The 14,575-nt window shown below is 58.1% G+C and carries 17 protein-coding genes; 8 read left to right on the top strand and 9 right to left on the bottom strand.

What is annotated here, in order from left to right:
• Positions 1–5 precede the first annotated feature (5 nt).
• Together parE and AC0V6V_RS02520 are read right to left on the bottom strand one after the other, a co-directional pair.
• A complete protein-coding gene (parE, locus tag AC0V6V_RS02525) occupies positions 6–1,997 on the bottom strand; it encodes a DNA topoisomerase IV subunit B (protein WP_486163899.1) in 1,992 nt (663 codons plus the stop codon).
• A 58-nt stretch (positions 1,998–2,055) separates the two neighbouring features.
• Positions 2,056–3,219: a penicillin-binding protein activator gene (locus AC0V6V_RS02520; protein ID WP_486163898.1), complete on the bottom strand. Its 1,164-nt coding sequence runs from the start codon at positions 3,217–3,219 to the stop codon at positions 2,056–2,058.
• A gap of 37 nt (positions 3,220–3,256) precedes the next feature.
• On the opposite strand from AC0V6V_RS02520, the gene rsmI reads away from it, so the two are divergent.
• The 3 genes from rsmI to gshB are packed head-to-tail and all read left to right on the top strand — an operon-like array spanning position 3,257 to position 5,440.
• Entirely contained in the window at positions 3,257–4,114 is an 858-nt protein-coding gene (gene rsmI, locus AC0V6V_RS02515) for a 16S rRNA (cytidine(1402)-2'-O)-methyltransferase (RefSeq protein WP_486163897.1), read from the top strand.
• Positions 4,111–4,461, top strand: a complete 351-nt coding sequence (locus AC0V6V_RS02510) for a YraN family protein (protein ID WP_486139016.1) — start codon at positions 4,111–4,113, stop codon at positions 4,459–4,461. Before rsmI ends, AC0V6V_RS02510 begins: the two co-directional genes overlap by 4 nt.
• A gap of 28 nt (positions 4,462–4,489) precedes the next feature.
• Positions 4,490–5,440, top strand: coding sequence for a glutathione synthase (gshB, locus tag AC0V6V_RS02505; RefSeq protein ID WP_486163896.1), 951 nt, complete (start codon positions 4,490–4,492; stop codon positions 5,438–5,440).
• Positions 5,441–5,478: 38 nt separating this feature from the next.
• Here gshB and AC0V6V_RS02500 read toward each other — a convergent pair whose 3' ends face one another.
• The 4 genes from AC0V6V_RS02500 to hemW all read right to left on the bottom strand — a co-directional run bounded on the left by AC0V6V_RS02500 (position 5,479) and on the right by hemW (position 8,740).
• Positions 5,479–5,967 (bottom strand): hypothetical protein, encoded by a 489-nt coding sequence (locus AC0V6V_RS02500; protein WP_486163895.1) that lies wholly within the window; start codon positions 5,965–5,967, stop codon positions 5,479–5,481.
• A gap of 290 nt (positions 5,968–6,257) precedes the next feature.
• On the bottom strand, positions 6,258–6,668 hold the full coding sequence (locus AC0V6V_RS02495; RefSeq protein WP_486163894.1) for a hypothetical protein: 411 nt from the start codon (positions 6,666–6,668) through the stop codon (positions 6,258–6,260).
• Between the two features lie 21 nt (positions 6,669–6,689).
• On the bottom strand, positions 6,690–7,592 hold the full coding sequence (locus AC0V6V_RS02490) for a tyrosine recombinase XerC (RefSeq protein ID WP_486163893.1): 903 nt from the start codon (positions 7,590–7,592) through the stop codon (positions 6,690–6,692).
• Positions 7,589–8,740 (bottom strand): radical SAM family heme chaperone HemW, encoded by a 1,152-nt coding sequence (gene hemW / locus AC0V6V_RS02485; RefSeq protein ID WP_486163892.1) that lies wholly within the window; start codon positions 8,738–8,740, stop codon positions 7,589–7,591. The genes AC0V6V_RS02490 and hemW overlap by 4 nt, the downstream gene beginning before the upstream one ends.
• Positions 8,741–8,833: 93 nt before the next feature.
• On the opposite strand from hemW, the gene AC0V6V_RS02480 reads away from it, so the two are divergent.
• On the top strand, positions 8,834–9,325 hold the full coding sequence (locus tag AC0V6V_RS02480; protein WP_486163891.1) for a CAP family protein: 492 nt from the start codon (positions 8,834–8,836) through the stop codon (positions 9,323–9,325).
• 31 nt (positions 9,326–9,356) lie between these two features.
• Positions 9,357–10,004, top strand: a complete 648-nt coding sequence (locus AC0V6V_RS02475) for a CAP domain-containing protein (protein ID WP_486163890.1) — start codon at positions 9,357–9,359, stop codon at positions 10,002–10,004.
• A gap of 9 nt (positions 10,005–10,013) precedes the next feature.
• On the opposite strand, the gene rdgB is transcribed toward AC0V6V_RS02475, so the two are convergent.
• Genes rdgB through rph form a run of 3 tightly spaced genes read right to left on the bottom strand, consistent with a single transcriptional unit; the run spans position 10,014 to position 11,870 of the window.
• Positions 10,014–10,640, bottom strand: coding sequence for an RdgB/HAM1 family non-canonical purine NTP pyrophosphatase (rdgB, locus tag AC0V6V_RS02470; protein WP_486163889.1), 627 nt, complete (start codon positions 10,638–10,640; stop codon positions 10,014–10,016).
• Positions 10,637–11,149, bottom strand: a complete 513-nt coding sequence (locus AC0V6V_RS02465; protein ID WP_486163888.1) for a YcxB family protein — start codon at positions 11,147–11,149, stop codon at positions 10,637–10,639. The genes rdgB and AC0V6V_RS02465 overlap by 4 nt, the downstream gene beginning before the upstream one ends.
• Positions 11,150–11,153: 4 nt before the next feature.
• The gene (gene rph, locus AC0V6V_RS02460; RefSeq protein WP_486163887.1) at positions 11,154–11,870 is read right to left on the bottom strand and encodes a ribonuclease PH; all 717 of its coding nucleotides are present in this window, start codon (positions 11,868–11,870) and stop codon (positions 11,154–11,156) included.
• Between the two features lie 110 nt (positions 11,871–11,980).
• Here rph and hrcA point away from each other — a divergent pair, with 110 nt between their 5' ends.
• The 3 genes from hrcA to AC0V6V_RS02445 are packed head-to-tail and all read left to right on the top strand — an operon-like array spanning position 11,981 to position 14,566.
• Positions 11,981–13,024: a heat-inducible transcriptional repressor HrcA gene (hrcA, locus tag AC0V6V_RS02455; protein ID WP_486163886.1), complete on the top strand. Its 1,044-nt coding sequence runs from the start codon at positions 11,981–11,983 to the stop codon at positions 13,022–13,024.
• A 17-nt stretch (positions 13,025–13,041) separates the two neighbouring features.
• A complete protein-coding gene (gene grpE / locus AC0V6V_RS02450; RefSeq protein WP_486163885.1) occupies positions 13,042–13,632 on the top strand; it encodes a nucleotide exchange factor GrpE in 591 nt (196 codons plus the stop codon).
• A gap of 10 nt (positions 13,633–13,642) precedes the next feature.
• Positions 13,643–14,566: a cobaltochelatase CobT-related protein gene (locus AC0V6V_RS02445; RefSeq protein WP_486163884.1), complete on the top strand. Its 924-nt coding sequence runs from the start codon at positions 13,643–13,645 to the stop codon at positions 14,564–14,566.
• Positions 14,567–14,575: the final 9 nt, after the last annotated feature.

The following is a 14,575-nucleotide window of genomic DNA, read 5'->3' as shown; positions in this document are numbered from 1 at the left end:
TCTCCTCAGGCATCAATCGCCTCGCGGTCGACCTCTCCAGCGCGGTTTTGGATGAAGTTGAAGCGGTGCTCTGGATTGCGGCCCATGAGCTGATCGACGACTTCCTTCACCGCCGCGCGGTCTTCAAACTCTTGGGGCAGGGTGATGCGGATCAGGCTGCGGGTGTCTGGATCCATAGTGGTTTCGCGAAGCTGCTGCGGGTTCATTTCGCCAAGGCCTTTAAACCGGCCAACTTCGACCTTTTTGCCTTTGAAAACCGTCTCTTCCAGCTGCGCGCGGTGCGCATCATCATTGGCGTAGCGGCTCTCTTTGCCAGCGGTCAGCTTATAAAGCGGCGGCTTGGCCAGGAACAGATGGCCCTTTTTCACGATGTCCGACATCTCTTGGAAGAAGAACGTCATCAGCAGGGTTGCAATGTGTGCACCATCGACGTCCGCATCGGTCATGATAATCACGCGGTCATAGCGCAGATTTTCAGCGTCGCAGTCTTTGCGGGTGCCGCATCCCAGCGCGAGTGAAAGGTCGGCGATTTCCTGATTGGCGCGGATTTTGTCGGCAGTTGCCGAGGCCACATTCAGGATCTTGCCGCGGATCGGCAGGATCGCCTGCGTCTTGCGGTTGCGCGCTTGCTTCGCGCTGCCACCAGCCGAATCGCCCTCAACGATAAACAGCTCGGTTTCTTTGTCCCCTTCGCCGGAACAATCGGTGAGTTTACCTGGCAGGCGCAGCTTCTTGGCATTGGTCGCGGTCTTGCGCTTGATCTCGCGCTCTTGCTTGCGGCGCAGGCGCTCATCCATGCGCTCCATAACCTCGCCGAGCAGGGCCTTGCCCCGGTCCATATTGTCAGTGAGGAAATGGTCGAAGTGATCGCGCACCGCGTTCTCAACAAAGCGGGCCGCCTCCGGCGAGGTGAGGCGGTCCTTCGTTTGCGACTGAAACGACGGGTCGCGGATAAAGACGCTGAGCATCACCTCGCCGCCGGTCATCACGTCATCGGCGCTGATGTCTTTGGCCTTCTTCGTACCGGTCAGCTCGCCAAAGGCGCGCAGGCCCTTGGTCAGAGCAGCTCTTAGACCTTGCTCATGCGTTCCGCCATCGGGGGTTGGGACCGTGTTACAATACCAGCTGGTCGATCCGTCGGAATAGAGCGGCCATGCGATGGCCCATTCGACCCGCCCTTGCGAGGTGCCGCTGTCGTCCTCGGGAAAGTCCTGGTTTCCGGTGAAGGCCTGTGCGGTAACGCATTCGCGTGCGCCGACTTGCTCCGCCAAGTGATCAGCGAGACCGCCAGGAAATTTGAACGTGGCCTCTTCGGGCACGTCCTCGGACGCGAGGCTAGGCGCGCATTTCCAGCGGATTTCAACGCCAGCAAACAGATAGGCTTTGGAACGGGCGAGCTTGAATAGCCGGTGCGGCTTAAATTTGCGGTCGCCAAATATCTCTTCATCGGGCGTGAAGCTGACCTGCGTGCCGCGCCGATTGGGCGTTGCGCCAAGGTTTTCGATCTTCCCGAGCGTTTGCCCTTTGGAGAATTCTTGCGCGAACAATTGCTTGTCGCGCGCAACCTCAACCCGGGTGTGTGACGACAGAGCGTTGACGACGCTCACGCCAACCCCGTGCAGACCGCCGCTGGTGGCATAGGCCTTGCCAGAGAACTTGCCGCCCGAGTGAAGCGTGGACAGGATCACCTCAAGCGTGGATTTGCCCGGAAACTTCGGATGCTCATCAACCGGAATGCCGCGGCCATTGTCGCCGATGGTCAGGCGATTGCCTTCCTCCAGGCGCACTTCGATCCGGTTGGCATGGCCCGCAACGGCCTCGTCCATCGAGTTGTCGAGAACTTCGGCGGCAAGGTGATGCAGCGCGCGGTCATCCGTGCCGCCAATGTACATCCCAGGCCGGCGCCGCACTGGCTCCAGCCCTTCGAGCACCTCAATCGATGAGGAATCGTAATCACCGCTCGATGACGGAGTACCTTCAAACAGATCATCAGACATGCGTAAGGCTATAGGCCCGGCAGAGAGCCGCTAACAAGCAGGTAACTCTACGTTTTGCTCAGTCCTCGAAGCGCTGAGGCGCCTGGTCGACGATTACGACGCTGTTGCCGCGCACCTCACGCACTTCCATTGCGCGCTCCACAACACCGTTGCGTTGGAAGCGGAATGGACCGTCCAGTCCAAGGAAGCCGCCGCGATCACGCAGCTGCCGTTCTGGGAACTGGCTGCCAACACGCCAATCGCGCGCGACCCTGAGAGTGAGCAGGACAGCGTCATAGCCCAAGGTTGAAATCCGATAGGGCTTGGAGCCGAAGCGGGTCTCATAGCTGTCCGTAAAGCGCTTATAGCGTCCATCAGACACCGCAGAGAACAATGCGCCGCGCATTGCGCTGGAACGGGTGAGGGCGGTTTCGCCGCTCCACAGCTCCGTGCCGAGGATCCGGGAGTTTACGCCGTTTTCTTTCTTAAGCTCACCTGCAGCCTGAACCGATAGCCGCGCGCCTTCGCCAAGCAACACCGTGTCATAACCGCCAGCATCGCGCAGACGCTGGGCTGCACTGACGATAGAGGTGTTGCTGCGCGAGTAGCGCTGAGTTGTGGTCAGCGATCCGCCAAAATCACGCAGAGCATTGCTAAGCGCGCCCATTGATCGCTCGCCATAGTCGCCATTGGGAAGCAGAGCGGCAAAGCGCGTTGCGCCTTGGTTGCGTGCATAGCGGACGCTGCGGCGGATCGATTGCTCTGGAATGTGCCCCATCACGAACACATCCGGGCTCGCAACGCTGGTGTCGTTCGAGAATGAGATTGTCGTCACGCCTGCTGGACGGGCCTGTGCCTGAACCGCCGACACATTTTCGGACAGCAATGGGCCGAGGATCAGGCGGTTGCCATCGGCGATGGCTCTGCGAGCCGCCGCGCCCGCGCCCTGAGAGGTGTCATAGGTCGTAATGCGCAAATTGTTCGCATTGGTATCGAGCAAAGCCATGGTTGTGGCATTTGCCAGCGATTGGCCAACGGCGCCTGTGCTGCCCGACATCGGGACCAGCAGAGCTATCCGGTGACGGGTGGCGTCGGTGGGCAGAGCAGTCGCGCTAGGTTCCGTAGAGGGGCCCGGGTCCGTGGTGGTGGTTGGACCCGTTTTGGGGATCACCTGACACCCGCCGAGCACAGCGGCAGCGCCCGCAATCACCAGAGTGCGCCGATTAAACCAATTACGCTTCATACTTGCCGACCCCTGTTGGCTGTTCCAAAGAGCTGGGGTGACTGACCCGCACTCTTCATCGCCTGTATCCAAATCACTTGAGCAGGGCCTCTACATTGTAGCAACTCCGATTGGCAATCTCGGCGATATAACGCTCCGTGCTGTCGACATTTTGCAACGCTGTGATGTGATTGCTTGCGAGGATACTAGGGTCACGGGCAAGCTGTTGTCGCATCTAGGCATTTCGAAACGGATGCGGCGCTATGATGATCACAGCGAGGAGGGGGCGAGGCGAGAGCTTATTGATACGGCGCGAGCTGGCTCCGTGGCGCTGGTGAGCGATGCGGGCACGCCGCTGATTTCTGACCCCGGTTTTCGGCTGGTGCGCGATGCGAGGGAGGCTGGCGTAGCGGTCACTACGCTGCCCGGTGCGTGCGCAGCCATTGCGGGCCTTACACTCGCGGGCTTACCCAATGATCGCTTCTTGTTCGCAGGCTTCCTACCCGTGAAGCAAAAGGCGCGCGGAGAAGTGCTGCAAGAGCTCGGTACCGTTAACACAACGCTGATTTTCTATGAAACTGGGCCTCGGCTGGTCAAAAGCCTTGGTGCTATCGCCGCGGATATGCCGGACCGGCAGGTCGCTGTCGCCCGGGAGCTGACCAAGCTGCATGAGGAATGCAGGGTGGGAACGGCAAGCGAGCTGGCGGTTTATTACACCGACCATCCGCCGAAGGGTGAGATTGTACTCCTCATCGGCCCGCCGTCGGGTGATGCGCCGGTGGGTGATCCTGATGAACTGCTGAGAGAGGCGCTAGAAACCATGAGCCCCAGCAAGGCGGCGGGACAAGTGGCCAAGGCGAGCGGATTGGACCGCAAGACGCTCTATGCCCGCGCAGTAGAGCTCAAAGCGCTATGAAGCGGCAGATCGCGGAAAAGAGTGGCCGCGATGGCGAATTACGGGCGGCCATGTGGCTGCGCCTGAAGGGGTGGCAGGTCCTTGCCCAAAGGGTGAAGACGCCGCGCGGAGAGATCGACCTCATCGCTCGCAAGGGTGCGCTTGTCGCCTTCACAGAGGTGAAATGGCGCAAGAAGAAGGCTGACCTCGACTACGCGATCGATGAAAGACGCCTAACCCGCGTTGCCGCCGCGGCCGAATGCGTTGCCCACGAATATTTGCGCGAGGGCGATGATATGCGAATTGACGTTATCCTCCTTGCACCGGGCAGCATGCCTCGCCACATCACCAACGCTTGGATGCCTTAGACTGGCACCAGCCTTGAAAGGATTATTGATGAGTCTTCGCATCGCGGTTCAAATGGACCCTATTGAAAGCGTCAACATTAAGGGCGATTCCAGCTTTGCGCTGATGCTGGGCGCGCAAGAGCGCGGGCATTCCATCTATGAGTATCATGTTGAAAGCCTGACGCTGGATGCGGACGACCGTCTGTTTGCCGAATGTGCGCCGGTCACGGTGCAACGGGTTGAGGGCGATCACTTTACCAAAGGCGCAGCTGAGCGGCTGGATCTGGGCAAGGACATCGACGTGATCCTTATGCGGCAGGACCCGCCGTTTCACATGGGCTATATCACCGCAACCCACCTGCTGGAGCGGATTGGCAAAGAAACGCTGGTGGTCAATGATCCGGCCAATGTCCGCAATTCACCTGAAAAGGTGATGGTGCTTGACTACCGGCAGTTTATGCCGCCGACCCTCATCACGCGCTCCCCAGACGAGGTGAAGCGCTTTATGGCCGAACATGGCGCTGTGGTGGTGAAGCCAATCCACGGCAATGGCGGCAAAGCGATCTTCCGCGTGCCAGCCGATGGCGACAATCTCACCGCTCTGTTTGAGGTGTTCAACCAGACCTGGCCAGAGCCGCATATGGTCCAGCCGTTCCTTCCTGAAGTGGCGGAGGGCGATAAGCGTATCGTGCTGGTCGATGGCGAAGTTGCGGGTGCAATCAACCGGATACCGGGCGAGGGCGAGTTTCGATCTAACCTCGCCATGGGCGGCAGTGCGGAAAAAACCGGCCTCACAGACCGTGAGCAAGAGATATGCGATGCGATGGGGCCAGAGCTTAAACGACTGGGCCTGACATTTGTCGGTATCGACGTGATCGGCGGCAAATGGCTGACCGAGATAAACGTCACATCACCGACGGGGATCGTCGCGATTGATGCATTCAACGGAACCGACACGGCTGGCATGATCTGGGACGCGATTGAGGGGCGGGTGGCATGAGGCAAGCCAACCGAAAAGGAGCTCGCCATCTAATTCTGTCAAACTGCTAATTGAGCCTTAGCTTTTTCGACCAAGCTCTTAAACTCCGAAATTTTATTCAAGCTGTTAAAGTGGACATTTTGACCTTGGCATTGACAGGCCCACATCACCTCATTGCGATCATTGTTAAATACAACAATCCTCAGTTCGTCGGACTCAATTTGGATTTCGGTGAACTGATATCGATCTTTGTCTATTGTCGTTTGCTGCAGTTTCTCCAGATGAGAGATAAACGTGTCGACATGCTTCGCGTTAATAGACGCGATCGTTGTCTGCGCGTATTCATCACCTGAGTTCACTTCAAACCTAATGTGTTGGTTCACTGAGTTCGCCGCCGCTATTACGGTTTCCCGGGCATGAACTTCAATTGTGCCGTAACCACCTTGGATTGTGCCTACTGGAGTGTATCCAATGACTATAAATTTATCAAAATCATCTGTTCCAGTGTTGGTCTCAGATTGGCCGCTATGTGTTCTAGCAAGATTCACGAATCAACTCCATTTTTTTCTAGAAAGACAATAATTGTCGAAGCCTTACAAGAAAAATTTCGCATTTTAATATAACGAAAGTAACGTCGCAATTCTTGAACTCATATGACTCATTTCTTCGCACTGAAATGCGCTAAGCGATAATTTTCCAGCATCGCGGCAGGATCAACCTTAGCCTCAATCTACATTGAGCCCAATGACGCGTGGCCAAGCAACTCTTGCAAGCTCCTCAAATCCGTCCCGCGCCCAGAAAACCACCTGTTCTGGGACGCGATTGAGGGGCGGATGAGCTAGAACATATTGCATTGAGCCATGATGGCTTTGCCGCTGGTCTCAATTTTGACATTTGCACTCACTTCGCCAAGTGCGCTGTCGTTATAGGTCACATTTGAACCTTCAACCTTCGCGCCTGCCTTGCCCATGAATGCGAGGGTCAGGCGGTCTTCAAGAGACTTGTATGCGGCGGCTTGCTGCGACGGCGTTAGCTTTTGAAGTTTGTCGTCAAAACACTCGCATTGATTGGATGAGGCGCTGAAACTCAGATAGGGCGCGCTTTGCAAATAATCAGTGTCGCACTTTGCGTAATATTTGCCGCGTTCATAACCTTCGCTTGTGTGAGAGCCGCCAAACGCCCCGCTGTAATACGCGAATGCCACTCCGCCCGAAACAACCACGAATATGGCTACCAGGTCCAATCTCATGATCTCTCCCTCCTATATCGTTTATCTCTTTTTCCCGGCGCGCGGATGCGCAGCACGGTAATTTTCTAGCATTCGCGCCGCATCTACTTGGGTGTAAATCTGGGTTGAGCCGAGTGATGTATGCCCCAATAACTCTTGCAAAGACCTTAAATCGGCTCCCGCACCCAACAAATGCGTTGCAAAACTGTGGCGCAGCGCATGCGGGGTTGCTGTGTCGGGTAGGCCCAAAGCGCGGCGAGCATTGGCCATCGCCCTTTGCACCATGCCGGGGGACAGCGGGCCGCCCTTTGCCCCGCGGAACAGAACTTCGCTTGATTCAGCTTTCCACGGGCAAAGTTCCGCATAGCGCGCCACCGCGTCCCGCGTGACGGGCAAGATCGGTACAATCCGCTGTTTTCCGCCCTTGCCGGTGACCTGAAGTGTCTCGCCCAGCTCTGCATCGGACCACTTGAGCGACAAGGCCTCTGCGATGCGCAAGCCCGATCCATACATCAGCAGTAGAACCGCACGGTCGCGCGCGCCAATCCAACCCTCATCCGGCATGCCTGCGACGAGGTCGGCGATATTGACCGCTTCATCGGGGGTGACAGGGCGGGGCAGGCCCTTTTTGGTGCGCGGTCCGCGCAGGCGCGGTGCGGATGGATCGGGATCGCCGGTCTGTGCCCGGGCAAAGGTGATGAACGCCTTGAGCGCGGATAGCTCGCGCGCAGTGCTGGCGTTGGAGAGGCCATCATTGCGGCGTGCGGCGAGATGCGCGCGCAGGTCATGCGCCTCCAATCCGGCAACGCCGTTCCAATCCGTCAGATTGCGGGCCTTGAGCAGCCGCTCCGCCGCTGAGCAATAGGCGCGTACGGTGTGCGGGCTCCGCCGCCGTCCTTCGGCCAGATGATCGCGCCACTCGGACAGAAGATCGTGCAGGCTCACGCGTCCACCAGGCTGTCGGCCACCACTTCGCCCAGCAGCGCGTCGAGCAATGGCAGGCCGGCCGGCGTCACCCCGATTGCGTCATCGCGCCGCCACATAAGGCCAAGATCGCAATTGCGCCTCAATCCGCGCGGATCGATCAATTGCGCCTCGTCCAATTCGAAGCGCGCCGACATTGCGCCAAGGTCGATCCCCTCGATCAATCGCAGACCCATCAGCAGCGCTTCTGCGGCTTGATCTCTCGGGCGAAGCGCCTGTTTGTCGGCAATACCGTGCCCTTGCTCACTGACCGCGCGAAGGAAGTTTTCCGGCTTCTTGTGCCGTGTTGTGGCCATTCCGCCGCGCCGGCCATGCGCGCCGGGGCCGATCCCGCAATAGTCTTGGTAGCGCCAATAGGTGAGATTGTGGCGGCTTTCCTCGCCGCACCGCGCGTGATTGCTGATTTCATAGGCAGGCAGGCCAGCTTTGCCGGTCAGTTCTTGCGTGATCGTGAAGAGCTCTGCCGCTGCGTCGTCGTCCAGCGGCGTAAAAATGCCGCGCCGCACATCGCTGGCAAAACGTGTGCCGGGCTCAATTGTGAGCTGATAAAGCGACAGATGCGCCGTGCCGAGTGATAGCGCCCGAGCCAGCTGCGCCTCCCACAATTTGGGGGTGTGATTAGGCATGGCGTAGATCAGATCGAAACTGACCCGCTCAAAGTGTTGCTGCGCAGTGGTTAGCGCGCCGAGGGCTTCATCCGCCCCATGCAAACGCCCGAGCCATTGCAAGCTATCGTCTTCAAGCGATTGAACACCCAGCGAAACACGGTTGATCCCGGCATTGGCTAGGGCCGCAAAATTGCTGGCTTCAACAGAGGAAGGATTGGCCTCTAAAGTGATTTCGATATTTGGGGCCAATCTCCACAATTGTTCTGCTTCTGCGAGCAGCGCTGCGACCAGTTCGGGCGGCATGAGCGAAGGTGTTCCTCCACCGAAAAAGATCGATGTCAGCGGCTCTCCGCCCGCCAGTTTCGCCTCAAACCGCATATCGGCGAGCAACGCAGTTTGCCACAGCTGAACGTCCACACTGGCGCGGACATGCGAGTTGAAATCGCAATAGGGGCATTTCTTCGCGCAGAAGGGCCAGTGGATGTAAAGAGCACGCGCCATCGCTTCTTTCAGCCTTTGTTAAAGGCTCTAAGTCAAGGTGCAGCCATGCGAATCCGTGCGAAAATTTTCGGGTGTCTGGCCCTTCTCGCGAGCGTGAGCGCGCCCAGCGCTATTGCTCAAGAACGCCAAAATTCCGCCTCGCAGGCAGACCGCTTCGCCAGTGAATTGCTGCACGCGCACAACGTAGAACGCACCGAATTCGGTGTTCAGGCCCTTTCTTGGTCGCCGCAGCTCGCCAATGAGGCTCAGGATTGGGCCAATCAGCTCGCGCGCAGGGGCGTAATGCAGCACGCCTCGCTGGATCAGCGCCGAGGGCGCGGTGAAAACCTCTGGATGGGGACTGCGGGCTATTTCAGCCTTAGCGCGATGATCAACTTCTTTGCCGAGGAAAAGCGGCACTTTAGGCCCGGCACTTTCCCGCATGTCTCACGCACTGGGAATTGGGCGGACGTCGGTCATTACACCCAAATGGTCTGGGCCGAGACACGCGAAGTCGGCTGCGCAATTGCTCAAGGCAGAGGCAATGAATTCCTGGTGTGCCGATATTGGCCCGCCGGAAACACATATGGCCGCAAGGTGGGTTGAGCGCCGCGAGCGCTTTGGGGGAGGTCAATTGATGTCAAAAATTTCGAAAAAATGCAGCAAAATGGTCGCGCCAGTCGCGATCATCCTCGTCGCGTCTGGTTGCGGAGGCGGCGAAAGCGGCTCTTCATCGAGCACCAGCACGGCCGCGACCGGAGGAACGTCCTCGTCCCCGCCACCCGCTTCTCCACCGCCTCCACCACCGCCGCCACCGGCAACGAGTACAACAACCTCGACCGGTCAGGACGATATGCTCCGGGTGATGCTGGAAGAGCACAATGACGCGCGTCAGGAAGTTGGCGTTGCGCCGATGACCCTAGATGATGATTTGAGCCGCCAAGCACTCGCTTACGCTCAAGAACTCGCCAGCACGGGCCGGTTTGAGCACAGCACTAGCGCCTCACGTCCCAACCAAGGTGAAAACCTTTGGGCAGGCACCGAAGGAGCATTCACGTACGAGGTGATGGCGAACGGTTGGATCAGCGAAAAGCAATACTACATCCACGACCGTTTTCCTTACGTGAGCAATACCGGCGATTGGACCGATGTCGGCCACTACACCCAGATCATTTGGGCAAACTCGACGGAACTTGGGTGCGGGATAGCGACGGGGTCAGGCCGTGATTATCTCGTCTGTCGGTACTCGCCACCGGGCAACGTCTCGGGGCAATTCGCCTACTGAACCATCTGATCAGCCGCCGAATTGATCCGCGACCAGCTTGGCAAAGGCATCGGCGCGGTGGCTGATGCTGTGCTTTTCCGCTGGAGCAATCTCGGCAAAGGTCTGATCTCGGCCATTCGGCACAAACACAGGGTCATAGCCAAAACCCATCTCGCCGCATGGGGGCCAGGTTAAGCTGCCCGGGCATTTGCCCTCATAGACGACATGTTGGCCATCCGGCCACGCAATGGCGAGCACGCAGTGAAATGCCGCGCTTCGGTCGACATCGGCGCCGTGCTGGGCGAGCAGTCCCTCGACTTTGCCCATCGCCATGTACCAATCGCGGCCTGGATCACCCTCGAACCACTGTCTTTCCGCCCAATCGGCGGTGTAGACGCCGGGCCGCCCATCCAGCGCATCCACGGACAGGCCGCTATCATCGGCGAGGGCCGCGATCCCTGAGGCTTCAGCCGCGGCGCGTGCCTTTATCAGAGAATTGTCAGCAAAGGTTTTGCCGGTCTCTGGCGGCTCTGGCAGACCGAGTGATCCAGCGGAGATGCACTTCATCCCGTAAGGATCAAGCAGGGCCGAAATCTCTTTCAGCTTACCTGCATTATGCGTCGCAATCACGAGCGATCCAGAGCCAAGTTTGCTCATTTCCGGCGCTTTCCTTTTGTCACGAGGCCAGCCGCGACCAATCGCTCGCGTGCGAAGTCGATGATCGCCTTATCCACCTGATCTTTAGGTAGAATATAAGCGAGCTGGCTGTTCAAATACATCGCGAACAGCTCTTCACTCTCGTCCCAGGAGACCATTTGCGGCCACTTGCAGTTCACATGCGCGGACGGTTGGACGAGCGAAAAGCCTTCGTCATCCAACGTCAGATCAAAATGCTCTTTGATGAGCGCATAGTCCGCCCAAGCTTTCTTCGCCTGCCGTGGTAGCAAGACAAAGCGCGAAATCGCGATAACCAGCGTCGCACCTATCACACCGCCGATAGTAACGCTGAGTGCTGCGATCACGCCATCGAAGAGGAAAGCGATTAATCCCAAGATCGCTACCAGCCCGGTGAGAATTGCAAGCCCGCGAAACAGCCTGCTGGCAAATTGCAGCTTCCAGAATGCGAGATGCGATTCTTCCGAGATTGAATAACGAACCGGACCCATTGGCTTAAGCGCCGGTTGCCTTCAGCTGCTCTGCAAAAATGCCATCACAGCCGATGTTAGCGAGCCGGAGCAGGCGTAGCAGGCCTTCCTCGTCATAGGTTGCGCCTTCTGCGGTCGCCTGAACTTCTGCGATTTGGCCGCCGGAGATCAGCACGAAGTTCGCATCTGCATCCGCGTCGCTGTCCTCAGGGTAATCGAGGTCGAGCACGGGTGTACCTTTGTAGATACCGCAGGAAATTGCCGCGACTTGCGCGGTGATTGGGTCTTCCTTGATATCGCCCGAAGCGATCAAGCCATTAACCGCGAGGCGCAGGGCAACCCATGCGCCCGAGATTGAGGCCGTGCGCGTGCCGCCATCGGCCTGAATCACGTCGCAGTCCAAGGTGATTTGCCGCTCACCCAGCTTCTTCAGGTCGACCACAGCGCGCAAAGAACGTCCGATAAGACGCTGAATTTCTTGGGTGCGTCCCGATTGTTTACCGCGAGCCGCTTCGCGAGAGCCGCGAGTGTGCGTTGCGCGGGGTAGCATCGAATACTCACCGGTGATCCAGCCTTCGCCTTTGCCGCGCAGCCATGGCGGGATGCGTTCTTCGACGCTGGCCGTGCACAGCACGCGGGTGTCACCAAAGCTTATCAGGCAAGAGCCCTCTGCGTGTTTGGTGAAGCCGGTTTCGATAGTGATTGCGCGCATTTCGTCAGGCGCGCGGCCAGATGGTCGCATGATGTTTTCCTATGTTCGATTCGCTTGGCGCACGGTTTGGCGGGACAAAAGAGTGGCGGCAAGGGCACGGGCGGGCTTGGCTCGGGATAGTTTCGCGCTAAATAGCACGCATGGCCTCACCACCAATTTCAGAAATGACGGACCGGGCGCGCGAGATTTTCCGCCGCGTGGTGGAAGGCTACATGGATAATGGCCAGCCCGTTGGCTCGAAAACGCTGTCGGGCGATAGCGGCCTGAACCTCTCGCCAGCCTCCATTCGCTCTGTGCTGGCGGATCTGGAGGGCCTGGGCCTGCTCGCCGCGCCGCACACCAGCGCAGGGCGTTTGCCGACGGAAATAGGCCTCAGACTGTTTGTCGATGGTATGATGCAGGTCGCTGAACCTACACCGGAAGAGCGCGCGCAGATTGAGCAGCGGCTCGGAGAGCCTGGGCCCGTGGAACAAGCGCTGGAGCAAGCAAGCTCTGTGCTTTCCGATCTCTCCGGTGCTGCTGGTATGGTCATGGTGCCCACACGCGAGCAGCAATTGGCGCAGTTCAATCTCCTAGATCTGGGCCAGGGCAGGGCGCTTGCCGTTCTGGTTGGCGAGGATGGCGGAGTCGAAAACCGTGTGCTTGAGCTTGGAGGCGCGGTTTCTCCGAGTGCGCTGGAGGCGGCGACCAATTACATCACTGCGCGGCTTTCCGGCAGGACGCTAAGCGATGCGGCCGCGGCGATGCGGCAAGAGATCAAAACCGGTCAGTCTCAACTTGATGATGCGAGCAAAGATCTGGTTGAGCGCGGGCTGGCTGTGTGGAGCGAGGACACAGAGGAACGCCCTGTGCTGATCGTTCGCGGAGCATCCAATCTGCTGGACGAGACAGCGATGGAGGATATCGACCGGGTTCGCTCGCTGCTCGATGATCTAGAGAATAAACAATCGGTCGCCGCTTTGCTCGACAATGCGCGTGAGGCCGAGGCAACGCGCATTTTCATCGGCAGCGAAAACCGATTGTTCGGACTTTCCGGCTCTTCCGTTATCGCCTCGCCCTATCGCGACCGAGAGGGAAGGGTGGTAGGAGTTCTGGGTGTGATCGGGCCGACGCGGTTGAATTACGCGCGCGTGGTCCCCATGGTGGATTTAACGGCCCGTTCTTTGGGCAAACTCATTGCATAATTGGACATAAGACGACGATGATCGACAACGATAAGCCGCACGACGAAGCGGCAGAAGCAGAACTGAAGGGCGTGCCGGAGGAATTTCTGGAAGACGCTGATGCGCCGGACGGTGAAGACGGCGAAGAGGATGATCTGAGCGAGGCGCTGGAATCGCTGCGCCGCGACCTGGAAGAATCCAAACAAGAAACACTATATGCTAAGGCGGAGACGCAGAATGTGCGCCGCCGGATGGAAAAAGACGTCGCCGATGCTCGAGCCTATGCCGCGACCGGATTTGCGCGAGACGTGCTGAGCGTTGCGGACAATCTTTCCCGCGCGATCGAGGCGATCCCAGAGAGCCTGCGCGAAGACGAGAAGATGAAGGGCCTAGTGACCGGTATTGAGGCGACCCAGCGCGAACTGGAAAAGGTCTTTAAGGGCCACGGCATTGAGCGCGTGGCCGCCGTTGGCTTGCCACTCGATCCGAACCAGCACCAGGCAATGATAGAAATTCCAAGTGATGAGCATGAGCCCGGTACGATTGTGCAGGAAATGCAGTCTGGTTGGATGATCAAAGATCGCCTGCTGCGCCCGGCAATGGTTGGTGTAGCGAAGAAGCCGGATTGAACCGTAGTCGGTGACGCATCCTGAGGCAGCCATTGCAGGGGCAGTGTTGGCTGTTCTTGTCTTGTTATGGCTCATCGGCAAACGAAGCTCAAACAAGACTTCTCCGGTCGCGGAGGATCGCCCAGACCTTCCATATTCTGTTTTCACAACTGAATTCGACTTAGTCTGTCCAGCGGATGACGTGGATTCGATTCTCGCAGTCAAGGCGCTGGATAGGCGGCGTTCCAGTCACTTAGATCTAGGGTCCGAGGCATCGCGTTTGGAACAGGCGTTGCGCCACAAAAAGGATGCGCAAGAAACCCTTGGTAAGACGGCAGCCTTTCCAGAATGCTCGGTCATCGTTTTGCTTGACCAATCTGGATCAATGGCAATGCGAATACCCAAAGTCGCGGGGGAGCTCGCCGCCGCGCTTGAATACCTGGAACGGTGCGGCGCAGAGACTATGCTGGCTGGTTTCACAACTTTGGGATGGCGAGGTGGGCGGTCGCGTCAGGAATGGATTGGGCAAGGACGGCCGCCTTATCCGGGTCGTCTATGCGACCTTCTCACAGTTATCCATTCAGAATTTGATGTCGAAGCGAGTGCGATAGATTTGCGCCCACTTGTTCAGCCAGATGTCCTGTTTGAGAACGTTGATGGGGAAGCATTGTTGTGGGCGCGCGAGCAATTGTCACACGCAAAGCACTCGCGACGCTGCCTCATCATGGTGAGTGATGGCGCGCCAGTTGATGATTCCACCATTGTGGAAAATGGTAGCGGCTTTCTCTGGAGGCACATCAATGAAGTTATCGCTCAACTTGAAGCTGACCCGACAATCGCATTGGGCGCTATCGGAATAGAGTATCGCGTGGACGAACTCTATTCTAATTCAATATCAATCGGTGAAGACGAAGATCTGGCTGGAGCCTTGGTGAAGATAGTCAGGAACGTCTGAATTCATGAC

This window comes from Erythrobacter sp. S249 (assembly GCF_057364975.1).
The sequence above is the reverse complement of the archived record's forward strand: the minus strand, read 5'-3'. Positions and strand labels throughout refer to the sequence as shown.